Source organism: Lysinibacillus sp. NPDC098008, from assembly GCF_044760715.1.
Taxonomy (GTDB): Bacteria; Bacillota; Bacilli; order Bacillales_A; family Planococcaceae; genus Lysinibacillus.
The window spans coordinates 1-16,964 of the sequence record NZ_JBIWBA010000038.1 but is presented as its reverse complement, the minus strand read 5'-3'; the positions used below and the strand labels follow the sequence as shown (position 1 = coordinate 16,964).

General features: G+C 34.4%; 17 protein-coding genes. 14 read left to right on the top strand and 3 right to left on the bottom strand.

Translation table 11 applies throughout. The features are described from left to right. On the bottom strand, window positions 1-404 hold a 404-nt coding region (locus tag ACIQVU_RS19325), incomplete at its 3' end, for a hypothetical protein (RefSeq protein WP_402896842.1). Between the two features lie 383 nt (window positions 405-787). Between ACIQVU_RS19325 and ACIQVU_RS19320 the strand changes: the two genes are divergently transcribed. From ACIQVU_RS19320 to ACIQVU_RS19305, 4 genes are all read left to right on the top strand, one after another. Further along, window positions 788-1,264: a hypothetical protein gene (locus tag ACIQVU_RS19320; RefSeq protein WP_402896840.1), complete on the top strand. Its 477-nt coding sequence runs from the start codon at window positions 788-790 to the stop codon at window positions 1,262-1,264. A 217-nt stretch (window positions 1,265-1,481) separates the two neighbouring features. Continuing rightward, a complete protein-coding gene (locus ACIQVU_RS19315) occupies window positions 1,482-1,868 on the top strand; it encodes a hypothetical protein (RefSeq protein WP_402896838.1) in 387 nt (128 codons plus the stop codon). After that, entirely contained in the window at window positions 1,852-2,388 is a 537-nt protein-coding gene (locus ACIQVU_RS19310; protein ID WP_402896836.1) for a hypothetical protein, read from the top strand. Before ACIQVU_RS19315 ends, ACIQVU_RS19310 begins: the two co-directional genes overlap by 17 nt. 211 nt (window positions 2,389-2,599) lie before the next feature. Then, on the top strand, window positions 2,600-3,172 hold the full coding sequence (locus tag ACIQVU_RS19305) for a recombinase family protein (RefSeq protein WP_402896834.1): 573 nt from the start codon (window positions 2,600-2,602) through the stop codon (window positions 3,170-3,172). A 121-nt stretch (window positions 3,173-3,293) separates the two neighbouring features. Here the strand turns inward: ACIQVU_RS19305 and ACIQVU_RS19300 are convergent, their stop codons facing one another. Beyond that, window positions 3,294-4,088, bottom strand: coding sequence for a hypothetical protein (locus tag ACIQVU_RS19300; RefSeq protein WP_402896832.1), 795 nt, complete (start codon window positions 4,086-4,088; stop codon window positions 3,294-3,296). Window positions 4,089-4,188: 100 nt separating this feature from the next. Between ACIQVU_RS19300 and ACIQVU_RS19295 the strand changes: the two genes are divergently transcribed. Beyond that, window positions 4,189-5,274, top strand: a complete 1,086-nt coding sequence (locus tag ACIQVU_RS19295; RefSeq protein WP_402896830.1) for a hypothetical protein — start codon at window positions 4,189-4,191, stop codon at window positions 5,272-5,274. A gap of 122 nt (window positions 5,275-5,396) precedes the next feature. Here ACIQVU_RS19295 and ACIQVU_RS19290 read toward each other — a convergent pair whose 3' ends face one another. Next, window positions 5,397-5,816: a hypothetical protein gene (locus ACIQVU_RS19290; protein WP_402896828.1), complete on the bottom strand. Its 420-nt coding sequence runs from the start codon at window positions 5,814-5,816 to the stop codon at window positions 5,397-5,399. Window positions 5,817-6,266: 450 nt separating this feature from the next. On the opposite strand from ACIQVU_RS19290, the gene ACIQVU_RS19285 reads away from it, so the two are divergent. The 9 genes from ACIQVU_RS19285 to ACIQVU_RS19245 all read left to right on the top strand — a co-directional run bounded on the left by ACIQVU_RS19285 (window position 6,267) and on the right by ACIQVU_RS19245 (window position 16,232). Next, window positions 6,267-7,031 carry a TnsA endonuclease N-terminal domain-containing protein gene (locus ACIQVU_RS19285; protein ID WP_402896826.1) on the top strand — a complete coding sequence of 255 codons (765 nt, stop codon included), beginning with the start codon at window positions 6,267-6,269 and terminating at the stop codon, window positions 7,029-7,031. A gap of 9 nt (window positions 7,032-7,040) precedes the next feature. After that, window positions 7,041-9,113: a Mu transposase C-terminal domain-containing protein gene (locus ACIQVU_RS19280; RefSeq protein WP_402896824.1), complete on the top strand. Its 2,073-nt coding sequence runs from the start codon at window positions 7,041-7,043 to the stop codon at window positions 9,111-9,113. Next, complete coding sequence (locus ACIQVU_RS19275; RefSeq protein WP_402896822.1) at window positions 9,106-10,578, top strand: AAA family ATPase; 1,473 nt, start codon at window positions 9,106-9,108, stop codon at window positions 10,576-10,578. Before ACIQVU_RS19280 ends, ACIQVU_RS19275 begins: the two co-directional genes overlap by 8 nt. Then, window positions 10,568-11,722 carry a TnsD family Tn7-like transposition protein gene (locus tag ACIQVU_RS19270; RefSeq protein WP_402896821.1) on the top strand — a complete coding sequence of 385 codons (1,155 nt, stop codon included), beginning with the start codon at window positions 10,568-10,570 and terminating at the stop codon, window positions 11,720-11,722. The genes ACIQVU_RS19275 and ACIQVU_RS19270 overlap by 11 nt, the downstream gene beginning before the upstream one ends. Then, entirely contained in the window at window positions 11,722-12,048 is a 327-nt protein-coding gene (locus ACIQVU_RS19265) for a hypothetical protein (RefSeq protein WP_402896819.1), read from the top strand. Before ACIQVU_RS19270 ends, ACIQVU_RS19265 begins: the two co-directional genes overlap by 1 nt. A gap of 101 nt (window positions 12,049-12,149) precedes the next feature. Continuing rightward, entirely contained in the window at window positions 12,150-12,938 is a 789-nt protein-coding gene (locus ACIQVU_RS19260; protein ID WP_402896817.1) for a DUF6414 family protein, read from the top strand. Next, window positions 12,928-14,040, top strand: a complete 1,113-nt coding sequence (locus tag ACIQVU_RS19255; protein WP_402896844.1) for an AAA family ATPase — start codon at window positions 12,928-12,930, stop codon at window positions 14,038-14,040. Before ACIQVU_RS19260 ends, ACIQVU_RS19255 begins: the two co-directional genes overlap by 11 nt. A gap of 32 nt (window positions 14,041-14,072) precedes the next feature. Next, window positions 14,073-15,194 (top strand): HNH endonuclease, encoded by a 1,122-nt coding sequence (locus ACIQVU_RS19250; protein WP_402896816.1) that lies wholly within the window; start codon window positions 14,073-14,075, stop codon window positions 15,192-15,194. A gap of 48 nt (window positions 15,195-15,242) precedes the next feature. After that, entirely contained in the window at window positions 15,243-16,232 is a 990-nt protein-coding gene (locus ACIQVU_RS19245; protein WP_402896814.1) for a hypothetical protein, read from the top strand. Window positions 16,233-16,964 lie beyond the last annotated feature (732 nt).

Genomic DNA, 16,964 nt, shown 5'->3' with positions numbered 1-16,964 from the left:
TCTTCAAACAAATCCTCTGATATTGAATTTTTAGATGTTTGGTTATGAACATTTAAAAGTTCTCTCTCTGTAATCCAAGTCAAACGTTGCTCCAGTGGTAACGCCATATAGTAATTAGCGATTGCTATGTCATGCGCTACTGAACCTGAACGATAAAACTGTCCCAGAACACAATGTTTAGAAGCAAACTTTTTCCCTTTGTCCGTTAAAAAGTAAATACGCTCTGTTTGGTTGTTGGAGCAAAAGGCTAGTGACCCTTTAATATAGCCATCTTGGATGAAGCATTTGAGCCTAGATTTGCTGATGTAATGTTCGATGTGCTCTAGTTTTAGGACACCACATGACTTGAATGCATGGAGTAAGTGCTTGTCATGTTGTTTGAGATATTTAATGCAATTTGCCACCGAGAATGCACCTCCGAATATAGATTTGAAATTACTCATTCGCGCTCTCGCATCTGCGCTCCCGAATAAGCAATGACAAGCTATTGTACGGTAAAGTAGGTGCAAATATAACACTGTGCAGAAATTACAGTGCTTCATTTAAGAAATATCCGGTATTAAGTGAAATGCATGATATAAGCACACAAAAAAATAGATAGAACATATTTTTTGTCGTACAAAGTAATAATTTGCAATGAGTTTGTATAAGATAAAAAACCAAAAAATATGGAGCGGCAATTAAATGCAATACAAAAGTGCATTAGAAAAAGGTAGAACATATTTTTTGGAATAGTTTGTAGTGCTTTTGTATAAAATGAAAAATCAAAAGTGAGGAGGTGATTATTTTGTCGATTGAAGACTATTTAAATTTGGAAGTTGGAGAACAAGTTAGATGGTTAAACAAGCAGCGAGCTATGAAGCAACTCAAAGTAATTGCAGAGGAAATGGGCGTTGCAGCCTACGTTCTTGAGAAGCCAATCAAATCTGCTGGATACAAATATGATAGCAACCGGAGAAGATATGTTTTGCAAGAGCAAGAACGGGATGGGACTCGACAAGATGCGTTGCAGTTTTTGGAAGAAAATCTAGAAGTCTTAAAGGACTTGATTTTACAAACAGCGCAATCCAAAGAGGAATGTCGATTTGTTATTGACCCTTTGCTTTTAGCCAATCGAACATACAGACCAATTAGTTTGAGGATACAAGAGGATGTCTATCAACGATTCTCGGAGCTCTTTCAACGACAATTTCAGCATTACAAGATGCAAGACATCGTTTCGCAGGCGTTACTAGAGTTTTGCGAGCGCTATGAACAAAAATGAATGTTTGGAAGGTAACATCCAAATGAATAAAAATACATAAAATTCATTTTCTTATTTGGATGTTCACTTGAAAACATCTTATTTTAAAAGGTTTTATGTTTTTTGTCTTGTTGATTTTTTGCATAAAAACGTGCATAAAATACTTGCGCAAAAACGGAACGTATGTTTTAATGTTGACTATAATCATCAATCAATTAGAGGAAGGTGAGGTTATTAGTTGGAAAATAGGGCATTTAAGGGATATTACATGGAGCATTTCCCTGTTGGTCTAGGTCTAGTAGGAATGGAGCGTGGAGTTTCCTCAGATTTGGAAGAAGTTCGGTGTTTAGTATGGTTCAATGAATACTTGAAAATTATGAACACCAAAAAACTTAAACATGGGGACGTAGAAACGCTAGGCGATTTATTGCTAGTCAATAAAAAGATGAAGCTTTTTATTGACCAGCAATTAATATCGCTACAAGAAGAAGCCGAAGCATATTACAAACAAGAAATTGCACAGGCATCTAAAAAGTTTCAGGAGTACATCGCGGAAAAATTTGATGTGCTGGAACAAAAGATTAAACAGCAATTGGAGGAATCAGAACATGAATCAGCAAATTGAAAACACAAAAACAAATGAAAAAGAAGGAGGAATTTTAATGACAAAAGACATTTTGAAATTAGAAAATTACGGAGCGATGTACGAGTTCAATGCAGAATGGGCTGTACAAGAGAGAGTTGAAGAACTTCCGATTGCTGAGCAATACGGTAAAATCCGAATTGGAGCAGCAATGAGCATCGATAATCAGCAAGGGGATTTCCAATTCTTCATCGGTCTATCCTCAGAAGGCATTTTAATTGAAGTGGAAGGATTTAATATCGGAATCACAAATGCGGTATCGAAATATCCGAATTTGTGGGATGAAATTAAAAATAATCCGGATATTCAAAACATGCTGGAAGCATCATTCGATATTGCTTTAGAGGATTTAAAGTCAGAGCAATTGCAAAGCTACTTTAACGAATTGCCTTTAGCACCTAACGGACAAACAGCAGAAGAATTAGCCGAAAATGCTCTTGCAAAATTAAAGGCAAAATTCTTAGATGTGGATACACCTAAAGTTTGGTATGTTATAGCGTAATTCAAAAGATGGAATATCAATTAAAGGAACTATATCTAATTGAATTATTAGATATGGTTTCTTTAGTTTTTAATGGAAAGCTTAACAGTATTTATAAATGATAGTGCCTTAACTTATAAGTTAGATACCATTACAGTAGTTGCAATAATATCAAGGTGTTTGAAGGTGTCGTAATTAAGTGTCATAAGTGTTCTAGAAAAGAGGGGTTAAAATGACTGTTTATGGTTATGCACGAGTTTCAACGCTGGCTCAAGAATTAGAAGTACAAATTCAGACTTTGCAGAAGAATGGCGCGACGATAATTTATCAAGAAAAATTTACAGGTACTAAGACGAACAGACCGGAACTGAACCAATTACTTAATGTATTAAAAGAAGGCGATACATTGATGGTTACTAAATTGGACCGCATCGCCCGTTCTGCTACACAAGGAAGTGAAATTGTAAGGGAGCTTATTACGAAAGGAATAAAGGTACATATATTGAATATGGGGTTATTGGATAATACGCCTGCTTCAAAGCTAATCCGTAATATCTTCTTTGCCTTTGCAGAGTTTGAACGAGATATGATTGTTGAGCGAACGCAAGAGGGGAAAGCAATTGCTAAGCAGAATCCAGATTATCGAGAAGGACGAAAGCCTACTTATACAAAGAAGCAACTTGAACACGCTCTGGAGATGCTAGAAAACCATTCATATAATCAAGTTGTAGAAAAAACAGGGATTAGTAAAAGTACACTTATTCGAGCAATGAAAAAGAAGCGCGCAGAGAAGCAAGTTAGATGAATTGTATTTGAATTTATTAAACTTTTTGGGTAATCACGTATGAAGAACTTTAGAGATAAATGAAGTAATACGAAAAAGCTGTACGGTAGCAAAAGTAACCGTACAGCTTTTCTCATGAATATTAGTCGTTTTCATTTAATGAAAAGAAATCTATATCTATTGATAAAAAATCAAATTCATATTCTGAGGCTTTTAATAGAGCGTTATACTCTTTCTTTAATGATTTCAAAGTCTTTTTAACCTTTTTTGAATCCTCAAGATTGCTATATTGTATCAATAAATGTGCACTTAAAATAAGCAGCCCTGCAAACATATCTGCATAAAATGATTTGTTGTCATACTTTTTTATTGACTCTAAAGCGGAGTGTAACTTACTACTTGTCAAATAGAATAAGAAACGTAAACTTGAAAATTCTATTTGTTCAGGTAACACATTACAGTGTTCTTCTAATAGTTCACATTTATCGTTGAAAGAGAAAAATTTATTCTGTAAAATTTTGTTATTGAAACTCATATCTGTATTTAGAGCTTCTTTTGCTTCCCTCACTTTTTTTTCTAATTTCCTTATCTTTTTTTGACGTTTTTCTTTTTGTAGAGTTGGTAGCCAAGTGCGATATTTATTTAGAGTAGCTAAATAGCGAAGTGCATCTAAATAATCTTTTTTCAAATGTGCTAAATTCCCAAGGTCCACAGTGATTTCTGTTGATGTACGGATTAGATGCGGGGCAAATTCGTCAAACTTAGAATCTAATAGGAACATTGTAGCTTGGCATAGTCTAGCGTTCTTATTATAGAAATCTAAAAAAATTGGGAACTCTAATTGATTAGGATTGTGCACCTTTTTGTTAATGATACGACCTAGTTGTTCGTAGTAATAAATCATGTTAGAAAGACTTTGTTCTTTACTTGTAGCCATTGATTATTCACTCCTTAATATTTTAGTATGTTTAGAATTATATAGTTATTTATTTTTTTTTATATACGGCTATGTTTGATTTGAAAGGGGTTGACAAATTATGAGATTTATGAAGGTTCTTGATGGTTTGGAAAAATGGAGTGGGTATCGTGATGAGTTAGAAAAAATAGGACTTTACTTAGGTGTTAAGGCAGATAGTACAACGGAATTTCTTGATGCTTTTATGAAAGATTTATCTATGCATGTTTTATTAGGTTTATATAAAGACCTTAAAATAGAAGATTCCGTAGGGAGTGAAGGTGAGTATATACGGTTACAAAAAGAGTTTAAGGGATTTTATAAAAATGCTTTAAGAGAAGTGGATGAAGATTTTAGTAACCCTAAAATTTATAAGTTATCTTATTTCTTGATGCCTTGGTGGCAATATATAATACGAAATAATAATGCAGATACAATACATAAAACCTCGATAACGAAAAAGTACTCTTTGAAAAATAATGATTTTAAAAAGAACAATTATTTTGCTTTTGTAGAATCTACCCTAAGGAATAAAAAGAAACAAAAGGGAGTACATCATTCTGTATCATATTTAGTTTTTAATAAGAGGACAAAGTGTCAGCCGTTATTTTTCTTATATAATTGGTTAACGAGTCAAGGGTTAAAAGAAGCTCGAAAAACATATTTAAATAAGTACCCTTTTAAAATAGGTAATACAAGCTTAAAAAGCTATGCAAAAAAGGAATTTCTGAATGTAGTTGATTATAGGTTAGCGAATTTCCCTGTGAAAGAAATATCTAGATTTCCGATGTTATTTGCAAATGTAGCAAAAAATGTAGATGAATTTGATTTGTTTGATTTAAGTGATTTGCATTGGAAATTTGCAGATGTATATGCATGGAAACGATTGAATTATTTAAAAAATAAACTGAAAGAGGAGTTCTTGAAACTTAAAAAGGACGAGAAAAAAAGTTTGTATGAGGCATTAATAAAAACTGAACCTTATAATGATTTATCCGAAGAATTAGGTTTGTTTGAGAAGTCTTTTGTATCTTTGAATGATTTAATTTGTAAAGAAAGTTTTACTGGGATTTTTGAAGAATATTACAACAGGAAGAATACTACAAAACGTACAGTTATAAAAAGAATTCAAGAGTGGGAGTCTAAAAGGAATAAGGAAAAAGATTAATTACAGATTGAATTTAGTTGATTATGTAGAGTATATATATAGCCTTAATGTATGAAATTATAAAAGTAAAATAGCTCCCCGCAATGTTCTTAGAGTATATGCGGGGAGCCTTTTTAATAAGCTTAATAGCTAATCATTCTTTTTTGAAAATGACTAAACTCTTTGTTCAGTGGTTGGAAACCCAAGTTTACCATTAGGAATTTAAAATCATCAAAGCAGTTTTCAATTAACAAGTTTGTGTAATTGTTTTTCTTTCCGTAGAAATATATTGCACTTAGGAATTCTTCAATAAATAAGGCATTTTGATTTAAAGGCGCAAAACCAGCGATAACAAGAGTTTTTATATCGATTTGTGTACGCAACATAAAGGTGGTTCCGCAATAGTAGATGAATAAACGGTCCCCTGTATAGTTTATTTCTATCGGTTCACCATTCGCATCAATTTTACAGAAATTAATAATGGCAGCAAATTCTTCTAAGGTAAACCGTTCCCACTCATCAGGTGATGAAGAAGCTCGTAATTTTTTATGTTTAAGATTCATAGTTTTAACTTCCTTTCGTTGGCGAATTAAAGTCAGTGTAAATCTATTAGTATTAACAATCAATCATGGCAAATGGACTAATGTTGATAATAATTTGCTTTTTTATGTTTCATATAAAATAAGTGCTTTTAGAATGAATAATATAGTAAACATAAATTGAAAAATCATCCTTTTTAGACTGTTAAATCAAGCTTTTGATTAGTCGTGTGTTTTGGAATGTAAATATTTTAGTAATCAAAAAATCATCAAAAAAAGTGTAATATTTTTTTAAAATCAATCTCTAAAATTTGTTATAATAAATTTGCGCACAGAGATAATTATGTGCTGCCAAAATCATAAATAAAGTCTGCTTATAAGCATCCATGCTTGTATGTAACATTCTGTTTAAAAAAAACGGTCTTTGTTACATATATGTCATGGGTGCTTTTTTTGACGTTTTAGGAGGTTAAAATGCAGAACGCGAAGGTAAAACGATTTATTAAGGAAGGTAGAGGACAGGGAACGGGGAGAGATTATGTTCCATGGGTTAAAACTTCGGATTACTCGAGCAAAGGTAGAGCTACTCGTATTCAAGGAATAAAGACGCAGCGGATTCATCATTTACATTCTGATAATCAGTTACGGGCATTCTTAATATTTGAATACAGCGATGCCATTATAGATATTCGTGAAAGTTATCCTTTATTAGATGTAATGGAGGTGATTGATGATAAGGAAGGGCTACGGCTAGATAAATTTACTGATGCGGATGGCTATCCGTTAGTTATATGTACGACATTTTTATTAACAGTGCGTGGAGAAGGCGGGGAAGAAAGGTTGGTCGCTCGGTCTGTAAAAAATACGAGTGAGTTAGCCAAGAAAATCACACTTGAAAAATTAGAGATAGAGCGACGGTATTGGCAAGCGCGGGGAGTAGATTGGAAAATAATCACGGAGAAGCAACTACCGCGACAATTCTGTGAAAATATTGAGTGGTGTCGAGAAACGCTATTAGAGGAGATGCAAGAGGGTGAATTAGCGCAGGCGATGTTAGCGTACATACAAAGTGAGCCTTTCACACCAATTAAAATGCTGTTGAACCAATTTGAATATGAGCAACAACTAGAGCCGGGGAAAGCATTATGGCTCTTTCGTTATTTATTGGCGACAAAATGTTTGGAAGTAAACATTGAAAATGCAATTAATCTTGCTGCAACACTAGAGGAGTTAAAGTAGGAGGTTATCATGAATTTAATTGTAAACCAGCTATTTAAGCATAGTAATGGCAATGTTATTCGCGTCTTATATGTTAATTCGATATCGAATGTTTTGTATGTAATTAATATGGAGGGAAATCGTTGGTGTTATCCAATGCAGTCGAAGGATTTTATAGAGGCGATTCAGTCAAAGGAATGGATTGAGGTTCCCGATACGTATATTCGTGCTATTCCAGAAGAGCAATTAAGCGAGAAAGAACGAGAAAAGCGCGATAAGGCGTGGGAAATGGTAACGGCGTTTTTGCAGGAATTAGATAATGAAGAATTAGCGTTTATCGGGAGCCATCGCAAGCTGGCAATTGATAAAGTGTTACGTAAATATAAGATAAGCTACAACGGATTTAAAGCGTTGTTACTGAAATATTGGCGCGGTGGTAGTGCCAAAAATAGCTTGTTGCCTAATTATTATAAATGCGGGTCAAGCGGAAAGAGTCGTAATTTATCTGGCAAGAAAGTAGGAAGACCAAGTACGAGAGGCCGCGATCGCGGCCTCAATGTAGACGAAAAAGTAAAACGCCAATTTAAAGCTGCTTTAAATAAGTACTATTACAACGAACGTAATAACAGTTTGAAATTCACTTATGAAATGGTTTTAAAAGAATATTACACAGTTGAATCGGTGCAAGAGAATGGTGTAACAATACCGATTTTGGCAAAAGCAGTACCAACATATAATCAATTCCTTTATTGGTTCAAACAATTGAATGACACAAAAAAGGAGATTATCCAGCGTCAAGGTATGCGTAACTACCAGCAAAATCATCGAGCAATCATTGGCACGTCTACAAGTGAGGGATGGCAATTTGATTCCACACAATTTGATATTTATTTAGTCAGTTCCACAAACCGCAATGTAATAGTTGGTCGCCCTACATTACATATGGCTGTATGTGCATTTACTCGTATGATAATGGGCTTCTGCATTTCCTTTGAATCGTTGAATGGATACGGCGGAGAAATGTTAGCGCTATATAATGCGATGACATCAAAGAAGCAATTTTGTAAACGGTACGGTATCGAAATTGATGATAGTGAATGGGCATATGGCGTGCCTAGTAAAATATTAACCGACCAAGGAGCATTAGAAGGAAAACGTATTGAACACGCAATTGAGCAGCTAGGCATCGCTATTCAGCAAACCCCGCCATATCACGCTGATTATAAAGGGATTATTGAGCAAGCCTTTGAGCAGCTCAATGTTAAAATAAAGCCTTTTGCTGATGGTGTAGTGATTAAAGGTAATCAAGTAAAAGAGCGCGGTCAAAAGGATTATCGTTTGCAGGCTACGATGACAATTGATGAATTTACAAAAATAGTGATTAAAACGGTGCTTTTTCATAACAATCATCATGTGCTTAAAGATTATGTACTGACAGAAGAAATGATTGAACTAGGTGTGGAGAAGATACCGATTAAGCTTTGGGATTACTATGTTAATCATTACAAAGGGAGCGTGCGAATACTGCCGGAGGGATTGATTCGGATTAACCTTTTGCCGACGGATACAGGGACTTTGACTGCTCGTGGCGTGTCATTTAAGAAAATGTTATATGCTTCGCCAGAATTATTAGCTGCGGGACACATTGTAGAAGCTCGCGTGAACGGGAGTAGAAAGGTAAAAATATGCTACAACCCATTGGATATATCAGAGATTTATATGTATGGAGAAGACGGACATCTTCAAAAGCTTATGTTATTGGACCATTTAGTAGCGTATAAAGGCAAAGGGCTAGATGAAGTGTTGGCTCTCAAGGAGTATGAACAAGATAAAGACCGTAAGAGCCAAGAGAAAGAATTACAAGCGAAGATGAAGTTGTATGAAGAGCTTGAGGCAATCGTGAATGTAGCGAGAGAAGAAAGTGCGGCAGAACGTGACCCGAATTTGTCAAAGGCGCAGAGGATTAGAGGCATTAAGGAGAATCAGCAGGCGGAACGCATGCTGCAACGGGAAATCTTGCGTGAGCCAGAAGTGGAAGAACCAGAGGAGTGGGTAGATGAATTTGATGAGTTTGCGATATTTAGAGGTGAGATGAATGAATAAAATCTATTTAGAAAACGGTATGGATGCTGTACAAGCGACCTATCATGAATCACCTTTAGAGGAATACAACAGTAATCCATTTATTCAAGCGTTGCCTCCATTAATGACTAAGCAGGGGATTATTGATAGTTTAGCAATGCCAATTTCATTTGATGAGTCGGAACGGGATTATGACAGTGCATTTCGTCTTCATATGGTCCAGCGGTTATATAAATTGTTTCAGCCGCTTCCTCGTCATTTGGATGTTTGGAACACAACATTTTCTTTGCTTTATCAGGGATATATTTCGCGTAATCCATTTGATAAGGAATATATTCGCCAACGTAATCAAATGGGCAAAGAGATTATCGCAAAAAGTTTTGATGTAAACAATCAATCTACATTTAGAACGACTGCTAGCTGTGCCACGTTAATTGGCTACTCTGGAATGGGCAAGACCAGCTCTGTTCAGCGAGTTTTAAATAATATTCCGCAAGTTATTGTGCATAACGAATATAACGGGCAGCAATTTAATCAATTACAGTTAACACATCTAACGTTGCAAACGCCACATTCATCTAGCTTAAAGGCTTTAACATTGCAGTTCTTTATGAAAGTAGATGAAATTCTTGGGACGAATAATTATAAGCGAAACGTGTCTAAAAATACGTCCGTAGATGCAATGCTTCCACAAATGGGGCAGGTAGCAAATAACATTGGCTTAGGTCTGTTAGTCATAGATGAGATTCAGCATTTGCAGAACCGAGCTATCAAGCAAATGATGAACTATTTTGTAACGTTAATGAATTCATTTGGTGTGCCTATTTTATTTATAGGTACGCCAGCTGCTTACTCAATTTTTCAGCAGGAGTTTCGAATTGCGCGGCGTGTATCTGGGAACGGCGAGATTAGCTGGAACAACATGGAGAACAATAAAGAGTTCCGTTTCTTTTTAGAGTCTTTATGGCGGTATCAATGGACGCAGGTTTTTACGCCATTAACAGATGAAATGGTGACAGTATTCTATGAACATACGCAAGGTGTATCCGACTTAATTGTTAAGCTATTTGCCAATGTGCAAGTAATGGCTATCTCTAGTGGGAAAGAAGCGTTTACTGCGAGCATGGTACGGAAGGTGGCTAAGGAGCAATTTAAGTTAATGCAGCCGATGATTGATGCTATTAAATCTAAGAATCCGTACAAAATGCATCAGTATGAGGATTTGGGGAGGTTAGAAGTAGAACAGCAGGTACAGCCTATTAAGCAGCCACGTATCAGTTCGGTTAAAGTAGCGAAGCAACAACCGATTACGGTCAAAAAGCCGAAACTTACAAGGGGAACGCAAGGATATACTTACGAGGAAAATGATATTCGTTTTAGCTATCAAAAAAATATAGAAGCAAATGCTATATATGATGCTTTAGTTAAACAAGGCTATATAGATGATATGAAGAGCTGGATTGGAGGTGTTGGGAATGTTAAATAACTTCCCGACGCTCTACTCCGACGAGCTGTTTTATAGCGCTCTTGCAAGATACAAACAGATGAATGCTATTGATAGCAAGCTAGGGTTAGAAAGAGATGTGTATGGAATCGAGCGGCATCATAAAGTAGGAAAGTCTGTATATTTTCCGCAGAGGCTTGGACCTTTTATTGAAAGGCTACCATTCTACACGAATTTATCAGCGGATGAGCTGATTTGGGAACATACAATGTTTCCGTTTTACACAGCGTTTATGACCGAGGAGAATACGACTGCCATATATAATGCGATGAAATGCGGGAACCGGATGAGCATAGAGAATATGGTCGGCATCCCAATGTCTAAAATTAAAACGCCACCGTTTTTGAGATACTGCCCCTGCTGCTATGAACAAGACTTAAATAATTTTGGAGAGAGCTATTGGCGTAGGCTGCCACAAGTTCCTGGAGTGTTATATTGTCCAATCCATCAAGTGCTTTATAAGGAAAGCGCGGTAGATATAACAAAAGAAAATTTAGATTATGTTTGTGCAGATGAGGATGTATGTAGTACGGCTTTATTAGATGATGCAGTTGTAGCGTATAAAGAGTTCGATGAGCGATACGTTCAAAATGTACAATGGCTTATGCAAAATCGGATTCGTTTGCCGCTGAATTATATGAGTAGCTTCTATATAGATAGATTGAGAGATGCAGAACTAACATCTTACGCCGGCAACATAAAAATGAGTGAATTCCTTGAAGCTTTTCAAACATATTATCCCGCTGGTTATCTGGAAATGATGCAGAGCGCGGTCAGCCCGGAAGAAAGGAATAATTGGCTGAAGCTATTTATAAGGAACACCGCCAAAAATAGAAGCCCTTTGCGTCATTTGCTAATGCTTCAGTTTTTAAATGTACCGTTAGATAAATTATTCGAGCTAGAGCCGGTCATCGGAAAGCGAGTAAGAAAAAGAAGCAATCGCGTACCAATTCACTCAAGTGAAGAACGAAAAGAACAATGGTTAATGTTACTTAGTGAACATCCAAATGCAAACCGTAAAGAACTAAGCAGAATAAATAACGGATTATTTGCATGGCTGCGCATTCATGAGCGTGAGTGGTTTGATGAGGTAACGCCTAAAGGGAGAAAGGGGCGTAATCAATAATGAACATATTTAAGTATAAGCATGAATATGTATTAGTTTATTTTAAGGATGGAAAACACAAAGTAGCTTCTCCTAAATTAACATTTAAAGAAGCGCATGAGCAACGCAAATTATTATGGGACATAAATCCTTTAGGGTTACTACCTACAGTGGTTGAAGTAACAGATGCACAGCGTTGTTTTCATTGTGAAAAAATGTTTGATAATGAAATTGTTTATGAAGTGAAAAGCCAGACGACACCTTTATATGAGGTCTACTGTTTGAATTGTGCTGAAGCGAAGGCAATAGATTTTTATGATGCGAAACGCCAAGTTTGTATAAGTTAAAAATGGGATTTTTATATGGATTAAAATGGAATGAATAGGACTCTCTTGCTATTATAAAGTAAGAGAGTTTTTTGAACGAATAAAATAGAGAAGGAGTTTATATGAAGAAAATAATATATTTTGATGAAGGTTCAGCGACGGATATTTTACTTATGGAGCATGGAGGACAAATTACAGAAATTAATGAAAGTACAGGTACGATAAAATTAAAAGGGCAAGTTGATGGAAGTGCTGAAGGAAAAGCTGGAACAGGATTTTTAAATATAGTTAAAGCAACTTTTAATGTTAAATCGACGGGAACGGTTTCTTTAGGGAAGGATAAGATAGCTACTAAAACAATAACTAATACTATATTAACGGATTTTTTAGCGTTAAAGGATAGGTTGGTAAGTGAAAATAAGGTTGTTGTTTTGGATGGATATAAAGTTTATGCATTGATTAATTCTTTTGCCTACTTAAAAATGTATGCGCCGTACATGAAGGTATTTAAGGAAGATTCTACTGCATTCGAAGGTAGCCAAGATTTCAACTTGCAAAATGTTGATGAAATTTTATCGACTGCTAAAAGTTATTATGAATTAGTAGGTATAAAAAATGATGAGAAAATTATTCTTAGATTCAATATAAATGAATTTAAAAATGCTTATGTGTTAACAGATTTGCCTAAAATGAATTTGAAATATTTTGCTGTAGAAGTTGGGAAATGTACAGAAGATGAATTATTAATTGAAAAAGAGTTGGCTGGTAGTAATACTAGTCAGCCACAGAATCAAATAAACGTATCAGAATTAATTAGAGGGAATATAGCGGGTGCATCAGTAGAGAATGAATCATATTTGAGAATATATGATGTGATACTTGGAGGGATAGGTATTAGTGATGAAATTTAATGTAATTTACGGACCACTAAAATTTTTTAATGAACATCTTCCAGTTGAGGATAATATTAATTTAACAGAGTTAATTAGATGGAGTGATGCTAGGAGAAATAATCCACTAGAGGATAATTTAATAGGTAATTATCAGAATTTAGTGGTTTTTGGGGATGAGTATGGTGGTGTTACAGAAGCTTTTATTGAAATGTTTGTCTTAGGGATAAGTAGTTTTCGAGATTTTCTTGGATATTCAGATGTGTATTTGCATAATCCACCTAATAGAATTGTTGGTCAAATAGAGAGACATAAGGAAGAACTTAATTTAGAAGTGTGCTCAAAAGAGTTCGAACATTCTAAAATTACAAAAAGCGAAATAAAACGAATTAGAGATGAATTTAGTGATTCTATATTAGGGCAAGAAAGAGCAAAGGATTCATTGTTACAGATTTTATATGATATTGTTTCTCCTAAAAAGAAAAAACCTAAAGTTATTATGTTATATGGTCCCCCAGGGGTAGGTAAGACAGAAACGGCGCATTTTATTAACAATGTAGTTAACCACGGACAAAAAATATTCAGAAAACAATTTTCAATGTATCACAATGATAGTTTCTATAGTTATATTTTTGGAGATAGAAGCAATTCGTTTGCTAAAGACTTGATTGAAAGAGAATCCAATGTGATATTGCTAGACGAGTTTGATAAATGTAATAGGTTATTTTATAGCGCATTTTACCAACTTTTTGATGAGGGGGTTTTTGAAGATAAGTATTATGAGGTTAATTTAGATAATGCAATTTTCCTTTGTACGTCGAATTATCGCTCTGTATCAGAAATCAAGCAAAATTTAGGTGAAGCAATTTATTCTAGATTCGATGGTTTTGTAGAGTATGTTGAATTAGCTGATGATATTAAAGAGAAGTTAATTGATAATATTTTTGCTGTAGAAGTAGAACTATTAGATGAACAAGATAAAGAATTTATATGTGAATATAATGTTAATGGTTTTAAAATACCTGAACTACTGAAAACACAAATTAATGTATTAAAAAATGTAAGGGAAATTAGAAGGTATTTAAAGCAAATGATAGCACTGCCGTTAATTGAAAGACTTTAAAAAATTCTCGTAAAAATAGGGAGTAAAAGGTAATGTACACTTGTTATGTATGTGATGATACATTGAATTCAGAAAATGAAACAGTAGAACATATAGTTTTAAATGCAATTGGTGGAAAACTTAAATCTAGAAGGTTAATTTGTAGGGATTGTAATTCAAAATTTGGGAGTAAAATAGATACGGAATTAGCGAAACAACTTAGTAGTTTTTGTACTTTATTAAACATACAAAGAGAAAGTGGAACGCCTCAAAGTATTAAAGGTAAGTATAAAAATACAGAGGTATTTATTGAACCGGGTGGAAAAATCAAAAGAGTGAAGCCTGAGATAAAAGTTGACGGAAATAGGTATCATATAGTGACTTCTGATATGTCGCAAGCGAGAACCGTATTAAAAGGTTTGAAACGGAAATTTCCGAAATTAAATATTGAAGAAGAACTTGAAAAGTCAACGGCTTCTAAACAATACATTCAGTCGATTAAAATAGGTTTTAGTATCGGTGGTAAAGAGGCTATGCAATCAGTGTGTAAAAGTGCAATTAATTTTTATATGCTTAATAACGGTGAAAAGGAATATATAAAACACTTGATTCCTTATATACAAGGTAAGGATGATGAGGCAGAAATCTATTATTTTTACCCGAATACAGAATTATTCTTCAAAGATGAAGATGAAATCTTCCATAGTTTAATATTAATTGGTGACCCGTTATCTAAGAAATTAATGGTTTATGTAGAACTTTTCAATGAACTGAAGTTTTTAGTCATATTAAATAGGGAGTATGTAGGAGAAAAGATATACCAGGCATATCATTATAATGTTGTAAAAAATGAAGTCGTAGAGTTTGATAGAGAAATAATAATTACAAATAGAGATATAAAGAAGTTTGCTAAAAGGGAACTAGAGCCTGATAAAGTGTCACATAGAGTATCATTATTAATGATGAAAATAGATAAAATAATGGTAGATAGGAAAATAAATGAAATAACTACTGCTGCTATGGCTAAGATGTTAGAAAAATATCCTCAAGAAACAAATCCTTATTTTACATCGGAAATGTTAAGTTTTATTTCGAATGAAGTTGCAACCGAATTTGTACTTTCTTTTCAACATAGAATGTTTGGGAAGGAAGATGGAGAAGAAATAGATTTTTAAAGTGATGGGGTGAGCATCATAAGTGTTATTGATAATTGGATTAATATATTGGTAGAGTTGGGGGTTCCTAGAGAACATATAGAGTTGATGAAAGATTATAAGATGCATTCTCCATCGCAATATTATCCGTATTACGAAGAGCAGCCTGTGCCAGAAAAAAATGAAATAATCTCTACTAAGAAAATAAAAGGTATAGATACAGGATGGAATACAAGTGGTCATTCAATTTATGATTTATTTTTTTCTGTGACAGGTGAAGTAAAGTTGGGAGGAGAAGGGGGTATTCATGCCGATAGAATAATTGAAAATTTTAAAAGTTTGCAGAAAAATGGTTTGAAATATCAATGTGATTTTTATGCTAATGAGAATCCGAAGGAGTTTTTACGAGATGGTTTGCCGGAATTTCGATATTTATTGGAAGACGATATTTATTTTTCTGGAGCAACACATAGAACTATAAGTGCATTAATGTTTAATGCCCCTCAAATGGTTGGAAAAGTACGAATATACAAGAAAAATCATGAAAAGTATGAGAACTGGTTATTGAGTAAAGAGAATCAAAAGTTATGGGAAGAGATATTAAAAAAAGAGTTAATAAATTTATTTATAAAAGTAGAATCAGATATGCTTAAAAACACAGTATTAGGACTAGAAATTTATACTGAAAAAACAAGGATATTTCTGGGGGAAGTTCGAATGGAAGTCAGGATAAATCCATCTGGTGATATGTTATCTGATAAAGAGTATTTTCTAGATGAAAAGTCTAGGTTGAAGTTTTTGATAGAGAAGTTAGAAGAATTGGATGGATTAATAGGAAAAGTCTATTCCGAAACTAAGTTACCATTTTTATATCGTATGTTCCTTAAGTATAATTTAAAGTTCTTCTATAATGTTAAATCTTTATTTAAAGAAAATGAACATCACTTTATAGATATAAGAAGTTCTAGGGATGAAATAGAGAAGAGTTTAAGGAAGATATTTCAAAAGCAATTAATCACCAAAGGTAGTTACGAAATAAATGGTAGAAATAAAAAATGATTTTATATTTCTTCACTATGTCTAAGCAGAACAAAGTGCTGCTTGATAGAACAAAGGTGTATCAAACATAGAACAAAGAACTGCTCCGATACTGGAGCAATGAATGAAGAACAGGAGAATCCGCCGTGGATTCTCCTGTTTTTGCGTGTAGAGGGCGTGAGAAGGCGAGAGGAAGGTGAAACGACTATTAATAAGGAAAGGAGCCGAGAAAAGCGTGATACGGGCGCTGGCGGCGTCAGAGAAGGTGCGTGGAGAGATGATGGAATGCACCTGTGGTGCTTGCGTGGTGAGGGCGGGGAGATTGCGGGAGAAAGGCAAGGGAAAAGCAGGACTTTATTCTAACGAGAATTAAGTTCTGCTTTTAGGTTGGAAAATAATTGGGAAAATAGGTGATTTTGCGACACAACTTTGTTCTAACTACCAACGGTGCAATGCGGGTTCATAGCGGGCGAAAAAGCAGAACTTTATTGTTGCTGAACAAGTATAAAGAAGGGAGGGAATTCGCACAAAAAAAGCGGATTTCCTCTTTTTGTGTTGAATAAATATAGGTTATACTTTTATAGTTCTGTATTTTACAGCTAACATAAACGATATTAAAAGAAGTATTATTGGGGGATTATAATGAATTATAAAATTATCACTAGCGTCGCATTAAAATAATCCAACGCGTTTAATTAAACTGAAATTTCTGTCATCTATTCCAAGCATAAAAAAATCCTTTATACTGGTTGG

Excerpts from the sequence above, each read along its gene's own strand:
- ACIQVU_RS19260 (WP_402896817.1), top strand. The coding sequence starts at position 12,150 with ATGAAGAAAATAATATATTTTGATGAAGGTTCAGCGACGGATATTTTA.
- ACIQVU_RS19310 (WP_402896836.1), top strand. The coding sequence starts at position 1,852 with ATGAATCAGCAAATTGAAAACACAAAAACAAATGAAAAAGAAGGAGGA.
- ACIQVU_RS19250 (WP_402896816.1), top strand. The coding sequence starts at position 14,073 with ATGTACACTTGTTATGTATGTGATGATACATTGAATTCAGAAAATGAA.
- ACIQVU_RS19300 (WP_402896832.1), bottom strand. The coding sequence starts at position 4,088 with ATGGCTACAAGTAAAGAACAAAGTCTTTCTAACATGATTTATTACTAC.
- ACIQVU_RS19305 (WP_402896834.1), top strand. The coding sequence starts at position 2,600 with ATGACTGTTTATGGTTATGCACGAGTTTCAACGCTGGCTCAAGAATTA.
- ACIQVU_RS19290 (WP_402896828.1), bottom strand. The coding sequence starts at position 5,816 with ATGAATCTTAAACATAAAAAATTACGAGCTTCTTCATCACCTGATGAG.
- ACIQVU_RS19265 (WP_402896819.1), top strand. The coding sequence starts at position 11,722 with ATGAACATATTTAAGTATAAGCATGAATATGTATTAGTTTATTTTAAG.
- ACIQVU_RS19295 (WP_402896830.1), top strand. The coding sequence starts at position 4,189 with ATGAGATTTATGAAGGTTCTTGATGGTTTGGAAAAATGGAGTGGGTAT.
- ACIQVU_RS19270 (WP_402896821.1), top strand. The coding sequence starts at position 10,568 with ATGTTAAATAACTTCCCGACGCTCTACTCCGACGAGCTGTTTTATAGC.
- ACIQVU_RS19285 (WP_402896826.1), top strand. The coding sequence starts at position 6,267 with ATGCAGAACGCGAAGGTAAAACGATTTATTAAGGAAGGTAGAGGACAG.
- ACIQVU_RS19255 (WP_402896844.1), top strand. The coding sequence starts at position 12,928 with ATGAAATTTAATGTAATTTACGGACCACTAAAATTTTTTAATGAACAT.
- ACIQVU_RS19280 (WP_402896824.1), top strand. The coding sequence starts at position 7,041 with ATGAATTTAATTGTAAACCAGCTATTTAAGCATAGTAATGGCAATGTT.
- ACIQVU_RS19275 (WP_402896822.1), top strand. The coding sequence starts at position 9,106 with ATGAATAAAATCTATTTAGAAAACGGTATGGATGCTGTACAAGCGACC.